The 16823-nt window shown below is 52.5% G+C and carries 16 protein-coding genes; 15 read left to right on the top strand and 1 reads right to left on the bottom strand.

Annotation, left to right across the window (positions count from 1 at the left end; genetic code table 11):
- Positions 1-107 precede the first annotated feature (107 nt).
- From KO508_RS12370 to KO508_RS12320, 11 genes are all read left to right on the top strand, one after another.
- Positions 108-920, top strand: coding sequence for an ABC transporter ATP-binding protein (locus KO508_RS12370; RefSeq protein WP_216008856.1), 813 nt, complete (start codon positions 108-110; stop codon positions 918-920).
- Positions 917-1699, top strand: a complete 783-nt coding sequence (gene mlaE, locus KO508_RS12365; RefSeq protein ID WP_216008612.1) for a lipid asymmetry maintenance ABC transporter permease subunit MlaE — start codon at positions 917-919, stop codon at positions 1697-1699. The genes KO508_RS12370 and mlaE overlap by 4 nt, the downstream gene beginning before the upstream one ends.
- Positions 1700-1733: 34 nt before the next feature.
- Positions 1734-2183: an outer membrane lipid asymmetry maintenance protein MlaD gene (gene mlaD, locus KO508_RS12360; RefSeq protein WP_216008611.1), complete on the top strand. Its 450-nt coding sequence runs from the start codon at positions 1734-1736 to the stop codon at positions 2181-2183.
- Between the two features lie 31 nt (positions 2184-2214).
- Positions 2215-2868 carry a Tgt2/MlaC family protein gene (locus tag KO508_RS12355; protein ID WP_216008610.1) on the top strand — a complete coding sequence of 218 codons (654 nt, stop codon included), beginning with the start codon at positions 2215-2217 and terminating at the stop codon, positions 2866-2868.
- On the top strand, positions 2865-3173 hold the full coding sequence (locus KO508_RS12350) for an STAS domain-containing protein (protein ID WP_216008609.1): 309 nt from the start codon (positions 2865-2867) through the stop codon (positions 3171-3173). Before KO508_RS12355 ends, KO508_RS12350 begins: the two co-directional genes overlap by 4 nt.
- A 25-nt stretch (positions 3174-3198) precedes the next feature.
- A complete protein-coding gene (locus tag KO508_RS12345; RefSeq protein WP_216008608.1) occupies positions 3199-3441 on the top strand; it encodes a BolA family protein in 243 nt (80 codons plus the stop codon).
- A gap of 28 nt (positions 3442-3469) precedes the next feature.
- Entirely contained in the window at positions 3470-4732 is a 1263-nt protein-coding gene (gene murA / locus KO508_RS12340; protein ID WP_216008607.1) for a UDP-N-acetylglucosamine 1-carboxyvinyltransferase, read from the top strand.
- 29 nt (positions 4733-4761) lie between these two features.
- Positions 4762-5400, top strand: a complete 639-nt coding sequence (gene hisG / locus KO508_RS12335) for an ATP phosphoribosyltransferase (protein ID WP_216008606.1) — start codon at positions 4762-4764, stop codon at positions 5398-5400.
- Positions 5401-5429: 29 nt separating this feature from the next.
- Positions 5430-6740 (top strand): histidinol dehydrogenase, encoded by a 1311-nt coding sequence (gene hisD / locus KO508_RS12330; RefSeq protein WP_216008605.1) that lies wholly within the window; start codon positions 5430-5432, stop codon positions 6738-6740.
- Complete coding sequence (gene hisC, locus KO508_RS12325; protein ID WP_216008604.1) at positions 6733-7785, top strand: histidinol-phosphate transaminase; 1053 nt, start codon at positions 6733-6735, stop codon at positions 7783-7785. Before hisD ends, hisC begins: the two co-directional genes overlap by 8 nt.
- A gap of 162 nt (positions 7786-7947) precedes the next feature.
- Positions 7948-8691, top strand: a complete 744-nt coding sequence (locus KO508_RS12320; RefSeq protein WP_216008603.1) for a Nif3-like dinuclear metal center hexameric protein — start codon at positions 7948-7950, stop codon at positions 8689-8691.
- A gap of 10 nt (positions 8692-8701) precedes the next feature.
- On the opposite strand, the gene KO508_RS12315 is transcribed toward KO508_RS12320, so the two are convergent.
- Positions 8702-9130 carry a YhcB family protein gene (locus KO508_RS12315; protein WP_216008602.1) on the bottom strand — a complete coding sequence of 143 codons (429 nt, stop codon included), beginning with the start codon at positions 9128-9130 and terminating at the stop codon, positions 8702-8704.
- Positions 9131-9321: 191 nt separating this feature from the next.
- Here KO508_RS12315 and zapE point away from each other — a divergent pair, with 191 nt between their 5' ends.
- The 4 genes from zapE to KO508_RS12295 all read left to right on the top strand — a co-directional run bounded on the left by zapE (position 9322) and on the right by KO508_RS12295 (position 16811).
- Positions 9322-10455, top strand: a complete 1134-nt coding sequence (gene zapE / locus KO508_RS12310; RefSeq protein ID WP_216008601.1) for a cell division protein ZapE — start codon at positions 9322-9324, stop codon at positions 10453-10455.
- Between the two features lie 255 nt (positions 10456-10710).
- On the top strand, positions 10711-12564 hold the full coding sequence (locus KO508_RS12305; RefSeq protein ID WP_216008600.1) for a DUF1302 domain-containing protein: 1854 nt from the start codon (positions 10711-10713) through the stop codon (positions 12562-12564).
- Positions 12565-12597: 33 nt separating this feature from the next.
- On the top strand, positions 12598-13959 hold the full coding sequence (locus tag KO508_RS12300) for a DUF1329 domain-containing protein (RefSeq protein ID WP_216008599.1): 1362 nt from the start codon (positions 12598-12600) through the stop codon (positions 13957-13959).
- A gap of 164 nt (positions 13960-14123) precedes the next feature.
- A complete protein-coding gene (locus KO508_RS12295; RefSeq protein ID WP_216008598.1) occupies positions 14124-16811 on the top strand; it encodes a LuxR C-terminal-related transcriptional regulator in 2688 nt (895 codons plus the stop codon).
- The last annotated feature ends 12 nt before the right edge of the window (positions 16812-16823 follow it).

Below are 16823 nucleotides of genomic sequence, written 5' to 3'. Positions count from 1 at the left end.
TGAGCTTGAAGGCTCCTTGGCATAATGTAGCCGCTCCCCCAAAGCTAAGAGTGATCGATTCAATAGGAAGTTCCGGGGTGGAAGCAAAGGACTTAAAGGTAAGAGCTATGGGTTTGGGTTCGTACATATCATTAAAAGACGTTGTGTTTTCCCGCTCTGGTCGCCGAATTTTTAACGGTGTGACTGTTGATATTCCCCGTGGAAAAATCACTGCTATTATGGGGCCAAGTGGCAGCGGAAAAACCACTTTGCTACGCCTGATAGGTGGCCAGTTACGGCAAGATTCCGGGAGCTTGACGGTGGATGGCCACGCTATCTCCGAACTCCGCCGCAAGGAGCTTTATAAGTTTCGGGAAAAAATGGGCATGCTGTTTCAAAGTGGAGCGCTGTTTACTGATTTGAGCGTTTACGAGAACGTGGCCTTCCCGATGCGAGTGCACACCAAGCTGCCGGAAGACATGATAAACGACATAGTGTTGATGAAGCTCGAAGCCGTTGGACTGCGCGGTGCTCGCAAGCTTATGCCTTCGGAACTTTCCGGCGGTATGAACCGGCGCGTGGCACTTGCTCGTAGTATTGCGCTGGATCCTGAGTTGATTATGTACGATGAGCCCTTTGCCGGGCAGGACCCGATTGGCATGGGTGTGCTGGTAAAACTCATTCGCGATCTCAACAGCTCCATGGGGCTTACCAGCGTTCTGGTCTCTCACGATGTTAAAGAATCTCTTAGTATCTGCCACTACGCTTGCATTATTGCGGACGGAAAAGTGATCGGAACCGGAACGCCCGAAGAGCTTCAGGCGCACCCGTCAGAGCAGGTGCAGCAGTTTTTGAATGGGCATCCTGACGGCCCTGTACCGTTCCATTACCCATCTTCGGCAGCCACCGAAGACTTCGGGCTAGCCGGAGGTGCTTCGTGATTGACAGAATCGCGTCCTTCGGGCGCAGCAGTATAGGCTTTGTTATTTCAATTGGGCGCGCTGGCCAGTTTCTAGGAGGAGTACTTTCAGGCATTCCTCGCCCGGTAACGGGCTTCCCGCTTTTGTTGAAGCAGTTGTATTCGGTTGGCGTGCTTTCGCTGGCTATCATTGTTGTTTCCGGCTTATTTATCGGTATGGTGCTCGGCCTTCAGGGCTACACCATACTCAGTGATTTTGGCTCCGAAGCCGCTATCGGCCAGATGATTGCGCTTACCTTGGTGCGGGAACTCGGGCCCGTGGTGACGGCATTGCTATTTGCTGGCCGTGCAGGTTCTGCGCTGACTGCTGAAATCGGCCTAATGAAAGCCACGGAGCAGCTCTCCAGTATGGAAATGATGGGTGTGGACCCATTGCGCCGGGTTATCGCCCCAAGACTCTGGGCGGGTTTCATAGCCATGCCCGTATTGGCTATCATTTTTTCAATGGTAGGTATTTGGGGTGGCATGCTGGTTGGCGTTGAGTGGCTTGGTGTTTTTGAAGGCTCCTACTGGGGAAACATGCAGGCCTCTGTGGACTTCCGGGATGATGTTATAAATGGCGTGATAAAAAGCATTGTCTTCGGTTTTGTTTGTGCCTGGATTGCTGTTTACCAAGGCTACGACTGTGTGCCCACATCTGCGGGAATCAGCTCGGCTACCACAAAAACGGTGGTCTATTCCTCGCTGGCTGTGTTGGGTCTGGATTTTGTGCTGACTGCCGTAATGTTCGGCAACTTCTGATTAACGATTGACGAGATAACACCGGGAGCCGGTAATGACACAAAGAACAACGGACATCGCAGTTGGGCTGTTTATGCTTGCCGGTTTGGCTGCGCTACTGTTTTTGGCGCTGCAGGTAAGTGGGTTATCACCCAAGTCGGCCAAAAGCACCTACACCGTTTATGCTGACTTTAACGATACCGGCGGTATCACGCCCCGTGGCAGGGTTTCTATGGCAGGTGTAACGGTAGGTAGTATCGACTCTATTACTCTGAACAAAGAAACCTTTCAGGCGCGGGTTGCCATGTCTATTCACGGCGAGGTGGATAACATTCCGGCGGATAGCGCTGCAGTAATACGTACATCCGGTTTGCTGGGTGAACAGTACATTGATATATCCATTGGCGGTGACATGGACTCCCTCGAACCGGGCGATACGTTTTACGCCACTCAGTCTGCCATGAACATTGAGCGACTGATCAGCAATTTTGCGTCTGGCAAATAAGCCAGTTGAGTACCAGAACAGGAGAAGCCCGATGATTGCATTAACACAACGATTTCTTTTCGCCCTGACACTGATGGCGTTTTGTGTGGCATCAGTTCAGGCCGGTCCGGAAGAAGATTTACAACAGTACGTAGACGAAAATACCCAACGGTTGGTGGAAAAGCTCATGGCTGAGCGCGGCCTTTATGAGCGAGACCCGGAAGCGTTTTACCAAAACATGGATGACGCGCTGGAAGGTTTTGTTGATTTTCGCCGAATCGCGGCCCGGGTTATGGGTCGTTATGCACGTCAAACGACCCCTGAGCAGCGGGATGAGTTTGTGGCTAAATTCAAACGCAGCTTATTCGATAGCTACGCTCAGGCGCTGGTGAGCGCTGAAGATTTTAAGATCAATGTGAACGATGCCGCGATTAACCCTCAGGACGGCAACCGCGCGTCTGTGGCCATGGAGGTGATCACCGCTTCTGGAAATCGCCATGCAGTGACTTATTCCATGTATCGCAAAGAAGGTAGTAAGTGGATGATGGAAAATGTGATTGTTGAAGGGGTGAATATCGGGCTTGCCTTCCGGGACCGCTTTACCCAAGAGATGGAAGCCAACCGTGGACAGGTTCAGGTTGTGATTGAAGGGTGGAGTGACGCCGTGAAATCACTCAATCTGGAAGATGAAGTGAATAAGTCATGAGCACTGACTACCCAAGTGTGCAGCTAGAGGCAGGCGTACTGTCTGTCTCCGGCGCAATCGATGCCCACAATGTGACGCCACTGCGAGCAGAGGGCGAACGCTTGATTGCAGCCACCAGCGAGGGGGTGGTGGTGGATCTGGCGGGCTTGGCTACGACTCACAGCGTTATCCTTTCAATGCTTCTTTGCTGGGCTCGATTGGCGGAAAAGCAGGGCGTTTCTCTATCATTCACTGGCGCTCCTGATCGTCTCGTTTCGCTTGCCGCTTTGAGCAACCTCGCGGATTGGTTACAATCCCGCCCCTGATTTCATAAATACCTGAGGATTTACTATGGACGCCACCGAAGTCACCCAGTTGGTCAAACAAGCACTGCCTGATTGCGACGTGCAGGTGCAGATCGACGGTAACCATTACATGGTGGTTGTTATAGGTGAGGTTTTTGAAGGTCTGTCGAGCATAAAGCGGCAGCAACTGATCAACAAGGCGCTATTCCAGCAAATTCTGGATGGCACTATTCACGCTCTTCACCCGAAACCTTTTACACCGGCTGAATGGGCTGCGCGCCAGAGCTGAGCTGCTCGCACACGACAGGATTATTATTGTGGATAGACTTTTAATCCGGGGCCGCAAGCCTCTGGACGGCGAAATCCGGATTTCGGGCGCCAAAAACGCCGCGCTCCCAATCCTTGCTGCAACCTTGCTGGCAGATGAGCCGGTAACGATTGGCAACCTGCCGCATCTGCACGACGTTACCACCATGATCGAGCTGCTGGGCCGCATGGGCGTGGATTTGATGATTGATGAGAAAATGAGCGTGGAGATACACGCCAATACCATCACCCAGTTCCACGCACCCTACGAACTCGTCAAGACGATGCGTGCCTCTATTTTGGTTCTTGGTCCGTTAGTGGCGCACTTTGGTGAAGCGGAAGTGTCTTTGCCAGGCGGCTGTGCTATCGGCAGTCGTCCGGTGAATCTGCACATCCAAGGCCTTGAACAAATGGGCGCGCAGATCAAGGTAGAGAACGGCTATATCAAGGCAAAGACCAACGGCCGCTTAAAGGGTGCACACATCTTCATGGATGTGGTGACGGTAACCGGTACTGAAAATCTATTGATGGCTGCAACCCTTGCTGACGGCAAAACCATTCTTGAGAATGCTGCCCGCGAGCCAGAAGTGGTGGATTTGGCCGAGTGCTTGATTGCCATGGGTGCGAAGATTACCGGTCATGGTACTTCGACCATTGAAATTGAAGGCGTTGAGCGTCTGCACGGTTGTCATTACAACGTGCTCCCAGACCGTATCGAAACCGGTACCTATCTCGTGGCAGCGGCTGCAACGGGTGGCCGGGTAAAATTGAAAGATACGCGTGCAGATCTCTTAGACGCAGTGTTGCTCAAACTGGAAGAAGCTGGCGCTCACATCACTTCTGGTCCCGACTGGATTGAGCTGGATATGAAAGGCCAACGGCCAAAGGCAGTCAACATTCGTACTGCGCCTTATCCGGCTTTTCCAACCGATATGCAGGCTCAATTCGCTGCCATGAACGCCATAGCGGAAGGTACAGGCACCATCATCGAAACTGTATTCGAGAACCGCTTCATGCACTTGCAAGAGCTGACTCGCATGGGTGCTGATATCACTCTTGAAGGTAACGCAGCCATTATTAAGGGTGTTGAGCACCTTACAGGTGCGCCAGTTATGGCGACGGATTTGCGCGCCTCCGCTAGCCTTGTTATCGCAGGCCTTTTGGCCGACGGAGATACGATTATTGACCGTATCTACCATATTGACCGCGGTTACGAGTGCATTGAAGAGAAACTGCAACTGCTGGGTGGAAGCATCCGCCGTTTGCCAGCGTGACAGACACAAACGGGAAACCGGAAGGACGCATGACAGATTCCATTACCATCGCCTTGTCGAAGGGGCGAATCCTGGAAGAAACTCTGCCATTACTGGCGGAAGCCGGGATTGAGCTAGTTGATGATATTAAAAAATCCCGCAAACTGGTGTTTCCCACCACTGATCCTAATGTGCGGGTGCTTATTCTTCGCGCAACCGATGTGCCTACTTATGTACAGTACGGTGGTGCGGATTTAGGTGTAACGGGTAAAGATGTGCTGATGGAGCATGGCGGTGAAGGGCTTTATGAGCCACTGGATCTGAACATTGCCCGTTGTCGTCTGATGACGGCTGGGCCAAAGGGCGGAACGCCCCCTGCCGGGCGCATCCGTGTGGCAACCAAGTTTGTTAATATGGCCCGCCGGTATTATGCGGCGCAGGGTCGGCAGGCGGATATCATCAAGCTGTATGGTGCGATGGAGTTGGCGCCGATTTTGGGTCTGGCTGACGAGATAGTTGATATCGTGGATACCGGTAATACTCTGAAAGCAAATGGACTTGAAGCCCGTGAGCTGATTGACCACATTAGCACCAGACTGGTGGTGAATCGTGCTTCGATGAAGATGAAGCATCATCAGATTAACCCCATCATTGAGAAGATGGCGTCAGCCGTCGATAAACGTAGATAAAGTTAATAATCCAAAGCAGGATTTGAGCAATGACCGTTAACATCAAACGATTAAACGCCTCCCAAAATGACTTCGATAGCCAGCTAGCCACGCTGCTGGCTTGGGATGACAGCGTTGATCATCAGGTAAACGAGTCAGTGCGTCATATTCTGCATCAAGTTAAAACTCGCGGTGATGAAGCGATTCTGGAGTTTACGGAGAAGTTTGATCGGCTGAATGTTGACAGCGTTGCTGAGCTGGAGATGAGCCAGAATCGTTTGCAGCAGGCTTTGAGAGCTATTCCAGAAGACCAGCGCGTCGCGCTGGAGCAGGCTGCTGACCGGGTTCGGGATTATCACGAGCGCCAGAACCAGAAGTCGTGGCAGTATCAAGACGAAGACGGCACCGTGCTTGGCCAGAAGGTAACGCCACTGGATCGTGCCGGGCTGTATGTGCCTGGTGGTAAAGCGGCTTATCCTTCTTCTGTTTTGATGAACGCTATTCCCGCCAAGGTGGCCGGTGTAGGCGAAGTCATTATGGTTGTGCCCACCCCGGATGGAGTAGTGAATGATCTGGTTCTTGCCGCAGCCGCTATCGCAGGCGTTGATCGCGTATTCACCGTAGGTGGTGCGCAAGCTGTTGGTGCTCTGGCATACGGTACTGAAACCATCCCTGCTGTCGATAAAATCGTTGGGCCCGGTAATATTTTTGTGGCCACAGCGAAACGGGAAGTCTTCGGCACTGTCGGAATCGACATGATCGCTGGCCCTTCGGAAATTCTTGTGATCTGCGACGGCAAAACCGACCCGGACTGGATCGCGATGGATCTGTTCTCTCAGGCTGAGCACGATGAGCAAGCCCAGTCCATATTGATCAGCCCGGACGCCGATTTTTTGGATGCCGTTGAAGCCAGTATCAACAAATTGCTACCCACCATGGAGCGAGCTGACATTATCCGCACGTCCATGACTGACCGGGCGGCCTTGATACAGGTTACAGACCTAAGCGAGGCGGCTAAGGTTTCCAACCGCATCGCTCCCGAACACTTGGAGCTATCGGTAGAAGCTCCCGAAGCCTTATTGGATGAAATCCGTCACGCTGGCGCCATCTTCATGGGGCGATATACCGCTGAAGCTTTGGGCGACTACTGCGCTGGCCCGAACCATGTGTTGCCCACCAGCGGTACAGCTCGGTTCTCTTCACCGCTGGGTGTATACGACTTCCAGAAGCGTTCGTCTATCATAGGTTTCAGCGCCAAGGGCGCAGACCGGATGGGTCGCGTCGCGTCGGTTTTGGCGCGAGGTGAGGGGCTTACTGCCCATGCTCGTTCAGCTGAGTACAGGATTCAAAACGATGAGTAAGTTCTGGAGTCCAATGGTGAAAAGCCTGGTTCCTTACGTACCGGGCGAACAGCCAAAGATGACCAATCTGGTAAAGCTAAATACCAACGAGAACCCTTACGGGCCATCACCAAAAGTCATAGAAGCCATTCAAGCTGAACTCAACGACAGCCTGCGCCTCTACCCGGACCCCGAAGGCGAAGGCCTGCGCCAAACCATCGCTGACTATCACAGCGTAAAACCCGAGCAAGTATTTCTCGGCAACGGCTCAGATGAAGTGCTGGCTCACATATTTTATGCCCTTTTCCAGCATGGCGAGCCCATCCTGTTCCCGGATGTTACCTACAGCTTCTATCCGGTGTACTGCGGTCTTTATAATATTGAAGGCACCAAAGTACCCCTCACAGACAGCTTCGAGATCAATCCGGACGACTACAAACAGCCCAACGGGGGAGTTATCTTCCCCAACCCCAATGCGCCCACGGGCCGCTATCTTGGGCTGGAGCACGTAGAGGCTATCTTGCGGGCCAACTCCGAGCGTGTTGTCGTGGTCGATGAAGCTTATGTGGATTTTGGCGGCGAATCCGCCATCAAACTTGTGGATCAATATCCTAACCTGCTTGTTTGCCAAACGCTTTCCAAAGCCCGCTCATTGGCTGGCTTGCGAGTTGGGTTTGCCATCGGGCACACAGAACTGATTGAAGCGCTGAATCGCGTTAAGAATAGCTTCAATAGCTACCCGTTGGACAGACTGGCGCAGGCTGGAGCAAAAGCCGCCTATGAAGATCAAGAGTGGTTCCAGAAGTCCTGTGAGGGTGTAATCTCTGAGCGGGAGCGCGTGACTAAGGCCTTGGAAGACCTGAACTTTGAAGTTCTACCCTCCAAAGCCAACTTCGTGTTTGCTCGCCACAAAGAAAAGTCCGGTGAAAGCTTGGCCAAAGCGCTCAGAGAGCAGGGCATCATTGTTCGCCATTTCAACAAGCCAAGAATCAGCGAGTTTTTGCGGATTACCATTGGTACCCCAGAGCAAAATGGCGCATTGATCTCTGCTCTTCGATTACCCTAGCCTTAAGGCTCACGGTAAGAGCGAGGCGCAGCGAGGCTTCCGGGAACCGCTACGAGCACATCCATGTGCGCTTGTCGTCGGCCATCCTTGGCCGCCGGCATTCCCGGAAGCCTAGCTGCGCCCCGCTCGCCTGAATTTCGGTGATATACGCGGAGAAAACGCATGACAACACGCGAAAGCATTCTTGCGGTTCTGAATGAATGGCTGCAGCCTGAGAACTTTCAGGACTATTGCCCCAACGGCCTGCAAGTCGAAGGCAAAAGTGAGATCAACACCATAGTCACCGGCGTAACCGCCTCCCGTGATCTCATAGAAGCTGCCATAGCAGCAAATGCCGACATGCTGATCGTCCACCACGGTTACTTCTGGAAAGGCGAAGATCAAGCTATACGGGGCATGAAGCGTGAGCGCTTAAAGCGATTGCTAGACAATGATATAAACTTGGTCGCCTACCATCTCCCATTGGACGACCATCCCGAATACGGCAACAATCGCCAATTGGCGGATATCCTCGGTATTGAAAATCCCCGCCCGTTAAATGGACTGGTGTGGGAAGGCGAGTTGCTGGAAGCTATGAGCCCCGAAAAGTTTTCCCTTCATATTGCCCGAGCGCTCCACCGCGAACCGCTAAAAGTCGGAGCCGGGAAGGCCGAAATCAAACGGGTAGGGTGGTGCACCGGTGCTGCACAAGGTTTCATCAATGCAGCCATTGACGCTGACCTCGACGCCTATCTCAGTGGCGAGATTTCCGAACCCACCACTCATACTGCCCGCGAGTGCGGAATCCATTATTACGCAGCAGGTCATCACGCCACAGAGCGCTATGGAGTGAAAGCACTGGGAGAGGCGCTAGAAAAAGAATTTGGAGTCAAACACCGTTTTATCGACTGCGATAACCCAGTTTAGATAGCTGTCCTCAGGCCTCGGCAGCCTTATCACCCTTCTTTAAGCCAAAGTCCTCGGAAAGCGTCCCGGAAGTCTTAGGCGCGTAATCTCTGGGTGGCTCAAGACCATCCTCACTAACTTCTTCCAGACGCTTGCGGGAAGTCTGCTCGGCAAGCTCGGCCATCCAGTCTTCATCATTGCAAAGACGATTCGCCCCGCGAGCCATATGCTGGTTTACATCCCGGTAAGCGTCATTGAAACGGCGCAACAAATCCGCCGATTCCATAAAATGCTCGTTTACCTGAGCCTGATAGCGGGTGTACTCGTTACGCACCTCTTCTGCCTGTTGTTCCGCACGGCGCTGCCGAAGCGAAGAACCTTGCCCCGAACGGCCAAAAATCACTCCGATGACAATGCCAACAATCAATGCGGCTACCGCTGCCAGAATCAGGTTTGTCATATGTTTCGTCGTCCTGTTGCTTTGAAAATGAGCTAATCCACTAGAGAGTATAACGCTCGCAGCCTAAACAGCCCATGCCTGAATGCTGCGCCAATCGTCGTATTGCCCAGCGGCTCGCCAGCGTGGCGAAAAAAGCGTAAATACGCGATAATGCGCCGCCAAAATCCATGATCAGACTCCGGGAATTCCTGATGACAGATTCTATGCTTTCTGAAACCACTGCAAGCGAGACACCTTGGCAGCGTTACCAAAAGGATCTTGAGCAACCGGAGTTTCACAAAGACCCTGCACAGGCGGATGCGATCCGACGTCTGCAGACACTTTACGACAAACTGGTGAAAGCGGAAAGCGAACGCAGCAAACCCGTAACCAAATTGCGGCGCAAGTTGAAAAAAGGCAAAGAAGAACCCGTTAAAGGCCTGTACTTCTGGGGTGGGGTAGGCCGCGGAAAAACCTACCTGATGGACACTTTTTACGAGTCCCTACCGTTTAAGCGCAAGATGCGCGTGCATTTTCACCGCTTTATGCAGCGTGTTCACCAAGAACTGAAAAACGTTAAAGGCAAAAAAGACCCCTTGGATTTGGTGGCTAAAAAGTTTGCCGATGAAACCCGTGTAATCTGCTTTGACGAGTTTTTTGTTTCCGATATCGGCGATGCCATGATCCTCGCAACTCTAATGGAGGGGCTGTTCAAGCGGGGTGTCTCGTTAGTGTGTACGTCCAACATCATTCCCGATGGTCTTTATAAGGATGGGCTGCAAAGGGCGCGCTTCCTGCCAGCCATTGCGCTTGTAAATAAATACACAGATGTGGTGAATGTAGACGGTGGCGTAGACTATCGTCTGCGAACGCTAGAGCAAGCCGAACTCTACTACTCGCCTCTGGGCGCCGATGCTGACGCCAGCTTGCGGCAAAGTTTTGATGCGCTGGCGGTTGAAGCCGGCAAGCACAGTAAAAGCATGGAAATTAATGGCCGTAAGATTCCTGCCCAAGCGCACGCGGATGATGTGGTTTGGTTTGATTTTAAAGACGTGTGCGACGGGCCTCGCAGCCAGAATGATTACATTGAAATGGCCCGCCAGTTTCACGCGATCATTGTCAGTAATGTGCCTGTGCTCGGAGGTGACAAGGATGACCAATCCCGTCGCTTCGTAAACATGATTGACGAGTTCTACGATCGCAACGTAAAAGTCATCATTTCCGCAGCAGCGCCTATCACCCAGCTATACTCCGGTGGCCGCCTAAGCTTCGAATTTGAACGTACTGAATCGCGCCTCCTGGAAATGCAGTCTCAGGAGTATCTGGAGGCACCGCATAAGCCCTAACCGTGGAAAAAACCATCAAAAGCAAAGTGGTTGCATGCGGAATTCTTGTCTATAGTGAATGCGTGCGAGTAAACCCGACACTGATCGGGGCGGTGAGCAGGTGGTGAGAGCAAAATCATACTTTTGGCTGATCAAAGCACTGGACAGCGTTAGCTATAGTGCCTACATCACGAGCACTGTGCATGAAGCCTCCAATACTTCGTGAATACCAATAATCAGAGCAGCGACTCAGAACAACAATGGAGTAGCCTTCCAATGACAAGAAAAACACATCAATGGCAGCGTTGGACAAGATTACCGCTTGCCGTGGCAGTGGCGGCCGGTATGTCCGGCCACGCATCTGCATACTCTTTTTACATGGGGGATGTGGAAGCGCAGTTCAACACCACTCTCTCTGCTGGGGCAGGGTGGCGAGTTGCCGAGCGCGATCAGCGCCTGATAGCACAAGGTAATTTGGGTCCGCAGTTTGCTAACACCACTCAGGGGGCATCAACGAACAACTACGATGACGGCAACCTGAACTTTGAAAAGGGTGATACCTACTCCAAGATTGTTAAAGGTAACAGCGAGCTGTTCCTTGATTATGCAGTCGATAGCCAGTATCTGACCCGTGTCGGTGGTTTGGTTCGCGGTCGTTACTGGTATGACTTCGAACTAAAAGATGAAAGACGTGCAGTTGATGATGTTGGTCAGCGCCGTGAGCTTAACAGCTCAGCAAAAGGTAACGCATCGGGCGGCGAAATTCTCGATGCTTATGTATTTACCGATTGGTATCTGGGTGATGTTCCTCTGAGCGTACGCTACGGTAAGCAAGTGCTGAGCTGGGGTGAGAGTACCTTTATTCAGGGGGGGATTAACACCATCAACCCTGTTGATATACCAGCTTTCCGTGCCCCCGGCTCTGAGCTCAAAGATGCTCTTCTACCTGTTGAAATGTTCTACATGTCAGCCGGTATAACAGAGAACGTCACACTGGAAACGTTTGTACAGACAGATTGGGCGCCTGTCCGTCCGGATGACTGTGGCACATTTTTCTCTACTAATGATTTTGCAGCCGACGGCTGTGGCCCAGTACTGCTTGCAGGCCAGCTCTCTGACTCGCAAGCTCTGGCTCAGGGATTTGTGGCACCTCGCCTTGCAGATGTGGAAGCCGATTCGAAGGACCAGTTTGGTGTAGCAATGCGTTGGTATGTTCCAGCGCTGAATGATTCGGAGCTGGGCTTCTACTACATCAAGTACAACAGCCGTCTACCTTATGTAAGCGGTACTATCAAAGATACCGGCGAACAGTTTCCGAGCTACTTTATTGAATATCCGGAAGATATTAACCTTTACGGTATCAGTATCAACACCAACACTCCGGGTGGTTGGTCATTGGGCGCGGAGTACTCCTATCGCGACAAAATGCCCCTGCAATGGAACGCGTTTGAGCTGATATACGGTGGTATTAGATTACAAAACCCAGCCGACGGTAGCCCAGTCAGTAAGTTGGAGCAGCAACGCCTCGAAGAAGCGGGTGGTACGCTTTTGCCAGGATCCAAAGTCTCGGGTAACGACCGGTTTGGCGTTTCTCAGGTCCAGTTCACGCTGATTAAGTTCTTTGATCAGATTATGGGCGCAAGCCGTGTGTCGCTGATTACAGAGTTTGGCGCCACTTACATTCATGACCTCCCAGGTCTTGATGAGGCTCGTTACGGTCGCTCAGGTACCTTTGGCCTTGGCACATTGCCGACGGATGATGGCAGTGGAAACATGGTTGACGTTTGTGCGGCAGGCATCAACATCAACGCAAGCTACTGCACGAATGACGGGTTCACCACAGACTTCTCCTGGGGCTACCGTTCACGCCTGGTATGGAGCTACCCGAATGCCTTTGCGGGTATCAACCTATCGCCGCAGTTGGCTTGGAGTCATGATGTAGAAGGTTATGGCCCGCAGCCCGGTGGTGCCTTTAACGAAGGTAACAAGGCGATTGGCTTGTCCGTTGAAGCGGTTTACCAGAACAAAATTACCGGTAACATCGGTTACACAAACTTTTTCGGTGGCAAGCCGTATAACGAGTTGACTGACCGGGATTTCGTGAGTGCTAGCGTTTCCTACTCATTCTAAACCGTCAAGAATTCGTTTAACGAGGTATTTTAAATGAAACTAAACAAGAAACTACTGGCCACGGGTGTTCTGGCGGCGAGTTTGTTTGCAGGTCAGGCTTGGGGTGCAGTTTCTGCCGAAGAAGCGGCTAAGCTGGGTGATACACTAACACCCATGGGTGCAGAAAAGGCAGGTAATGGTGGTGCAATACCTGCGTGGGATGGCGGCATTACAACGCCCCCGGCTGGGTACAAAGGTGACGGTATTTATGTGAACCCGTTCCCGAACGAGAAGCCAAAGTTCACTATTGATCAGAGCAATGTTGCAGAGTACGCCGACAAGCTGTCCCCCGGACAGGTGGCAATGATCAAGCAATACCCAGACTACGTTCTTCCGGTATACGAGACGCACCGTACAGGGGCCTACCCGAAAGACGTAATGGAAGAGACGGTTAAAAACGCGACGAAAACGGAATTGATCAAGAATGGTAACGGGATGGCTAACTACCAGAGCGCGACACCATTCCCGATTCCCCAGAACGGGTTGGAAGTGATCTGGAACCACATTACCCGTTACCGTGGCGGCTCTGTTCAGCGTAACGTTGGGCAGGCAACACCTACAGCAAACGGTGCTTACTCCATTGTAAAGTTTCAGGATGAGCTGAGTTGGAGAACCTATCTGCAGGATTACGAGCCGGGCGAAGATGCCAACGTGTTGTTCTACTTCAAGCAGGCTATTACTGCGCCAGCACGTTTGGCTGGTAACGTATTGCTGGTTCACGAAACGCTTGATCAGGTTTCAGAACCACGCCGTGCATGGGTTTATAACGCTGGCCAACGTCGCGTTCGCCGTGCCCCTCAGGTCGCGTACGACGGACCGGGTACAGCCTCTGATGGCATGCGTACCTCGGATAACTTCGACATGTTTAACGGCGCCCCAGACCGCTACAACTGGGAATTGCTGGGCAAAAAGGAGATGTACATTCCATACAACTCCTACAAACTTGTGGACCGTGACCTAACTTATGACCAAATCGTTAAAGCAGGGCACATAAATCAAGATTTGACCCGTTACGAGCTTCACCGTGTTTGGCATGTACGTGCAACGCTTAAAGATGGTGAGCGTCACATTTACGGCCAGAGAGACTTCTTTTTTGATGAAGATACCTGGCAGGCCGCCGTTATCGACCATTTCGATGGCCGTGGCGAGCTCTGGCGTGTGGCGGAAGCACACTCGATGCAGTTCTATGATCAGGTTGTGCCCTGGTATGCGGTTGAGACGCTGTATGACCTTCTGTCCGGTCGCTACTTGGTTCTAGGCCTGACAAACGAAGAGGTCGACCCGTACCAGTTTGGTGTTAAGCGGCAGTCTAGAGATTACACGCCAGCGGCATTGCGCCGTGCAGGTACCCGATAAGGGTAAAGGTGGATCTTTCGGAAACGGCGGGCCTTGGCCCGCCGTTTTTGTTTTTGCGATAAAAAATTGCCGCCAAATTAATAGCTTCCACGTCAAAACTTTGCAGCCGAACCCTTAGTTGGTTTAACCTTCTAACACTACTAAAGTTGTATTCGGGGCAGCGTGTGAAATCATACCGTGATGGCTATGCAGCCAATGACGAGTTCCAATCTGCAAACAGTGGGCTGCAGCGAGGTGAGCTCGTAAAAGACTTGCTTAGGCAAAGACTGCAGGCGCCAGTTTTGCCTGAACATTCGTTAGAGCGTCCCCATCTGGATGCTTTGGTCAAGGATGCGCTAGCCCCGCAGGGCGTGCTTTTTGTTGAGGCTCCTTGTGGTTATGGAAAATCCCATACGGTGGCAACCGCTGTTAAGGCAGCTGGCATACCGGAAGATTATGTACGATGGCTGCCGCTTAACTGCCAAGACAACGCGCCCACCCGCTTTCTAAACCTGCTGTCTGTGGCCTTGGATGTTCCCGAATCTTGTGACGTTAGTCTGCAAGGGGGCACCACCTTTCACGATGTTCTGGCCATAATGCTTCTGGCTTTAAAAAGAGTGCCAACAGAGCAACGCTCCGTTCTGGTGCTGGATGGTCTGCATCAGATTACAAACCCCGCGGTCATTGTTCTGTTGCAACAATTGGTAGCAGATATCCCAGCACACTTTTCTGTCATCATGCTCTCCCGACAGGCGTTGCCTTATGAAACCCACGCTTTAGAGCTGGAAAACCGGTTCACTCGCATAGGGCCTGAAAAACTAGAGTTCAGCCGTGGCGAGACTTTTGAGCTTTTCCGCGATGTCCTGAGTACTCACCAACTCACTAGTGTAGCTATAGACCACTTATACGATCTGACAGAAGGCTGGCCCACCCCCCTTGCTCTATACCGCCGCGATATTCTTCACAGCGCCGACAGGCACGCTGTTTCAGAAGCGCCCGGTGTCGAGCGGTTCTTAAAAGAGTCTGTATTGGGAGGCTTGGCTCATGGCCAAACGCGCTCTTTAAAGGCCATGTCAGAGCTTGGGCTTTGCTCGGATGAGCTGCTTTTAGCTTTGAAACCGCTCATTCCAGACGGTTTTATACTTCCATCCGAGGCTTATGAACGGGGCTTACCGATAAAGGTTATGCCCGGGTGGGGTCGCTGGTACCGGCTCAACCCGCTATTGATGGAATGGCTAAAAGCCCCTGTAATGGCTGGCTATAGCGATAGAATGCTCGCTGCAAGCCGGTGGTTTGGCAGTCGTGACCAGTTTCCCGAAGCTTTGAAATACTCTTTGCTAGCCGGGGACTCGGAAGAAGTCATTCGCATTGCATCTGAAGGATCCGAAGCGCTTCTTCTGGGGCAAGACACCGCCTCGCTACTGCGCTTGCGTAAGAGCCTACCCGCCCAGTTGCTCGAACGTAGCCCAAGATTGAGAATTGTGTACAGTTGGGTACATGCTATCGGAGGGCAGTTCAGGCAGGCAAAAACGCTGTTAGATGGCATGGATGAGCAGTGCTATCAGGAGTACGAAACACGGATCTGTGCAATTAAGGCGTTTATTCTGCGTGGCGAAGGACAGGTGGCACCTGCGTTAGAAATGGCGGACCTTGCTCTTTCCGGCGGCGAGCTATCACCTCAGGGTCAGCTTGTTACGCAAATGGTTCGCGCCAGTGCATTGTGCGCCTCTGGTCGGTTTTCGGATGCCCGCGAGGCTAACCGGGCGGCGTCCCGTTTGGCCAGGGAGGCTGGCGACTCAGGGTCGGAAGCGTTGGCCGTATACGCTCATGCCCGAATTGAGTTGGGGAAAGGTTCATTGAAGCATGCAGAACAGCTGCTGCGAACCGCATTGGATACAGTCATACAAGAACAGGCGCGGCCTGCGCGCATTGGTGAAACTAGACTTCAGCTGAATCTGGTGCTCGTGCTCTGGCATCAGGGGCGTGACGCAGAGGCAGACCGTTTGTTGGTGTCCTGTGGTCGCCACGCGGAACAGACACGCGATCTCGGCTTGTTGTTGGCTATGGCTATTCGAGTGCTGATGTGTCGCTCTCAAGGTCGCTTGGAAGAGGCTTTCACGTGGGTCGGCAGGGCAGAGCGAACCATGCATACTTGGCAAGTGGATGAGTCCCTGTACGTGCCAGTACTCGAAGCCCTCAAAGCGAGTTGCTGGCTTGCCCAGAATCAGCTGGAGAGCGTTACACAGGCGCTTAAAAAGCTACAGCCCTATCGCGAAGCTGGCTGTGTGCCAGAACTGTTCCCAATGATGCCGGGCTTGCTCGACTGCCTTCAGGTGCGGCTAGACCTCGCCAGAGGAGAAACTCTTAACGCCCGTGAGTCGCTATCCAGCACGCGCAAACGCCATGGCGAAGCCATTCCATGGGGGGTAGACCTGCACATGCGTTTGTTGGAAGCCATACTGGTCAACCAAGACAAGAGCTTTGCAGCTGCGCAGAATATACTTCTGGCGGTGGTATCCGAAGCGGCCAAAGAGCACTTCATCAGCCCGTTTGCGGAATTGAAACTGGAATTGAGCGAGCTGATGGTAAAATCCTACGGCCAGTTACCGAAAACCCCGTTCCGGGATGCTCTGGGCCGCTTGTTTGGTTTAGCGGCAGGGGAATCACCCGCTACACTGGCCGAGCCCATCAGCGAGCGGGAGTTGGTTGTGTTGGAGCTAATTGCCAAGGGGTTGTCGAATCAGGAAATTGCCGACACCTTGCACATCTCACTACATACGGTCAAAACCCATGCCCGCCGATTAAACGCAAAGCTGGAAGTGCGGTCCCGAACTCAGGCAACGGTTCGAGCCAGAGAGCTCGGGCTGTTGTAGTAAATCTGCTGT

This window comes from Marinobacter salexigens (assembly GCF_018860765.1).
Lineage (GTDB): Bacteria > Pseudomonadota > Gammaproteobacteria > Pseudomonadales > Oleiphilaceae > Marinobacter > Marinobacter salexigens_A.
This window is presented reverse-complemented; position numbering and strand designations above follow the sequence as displayed.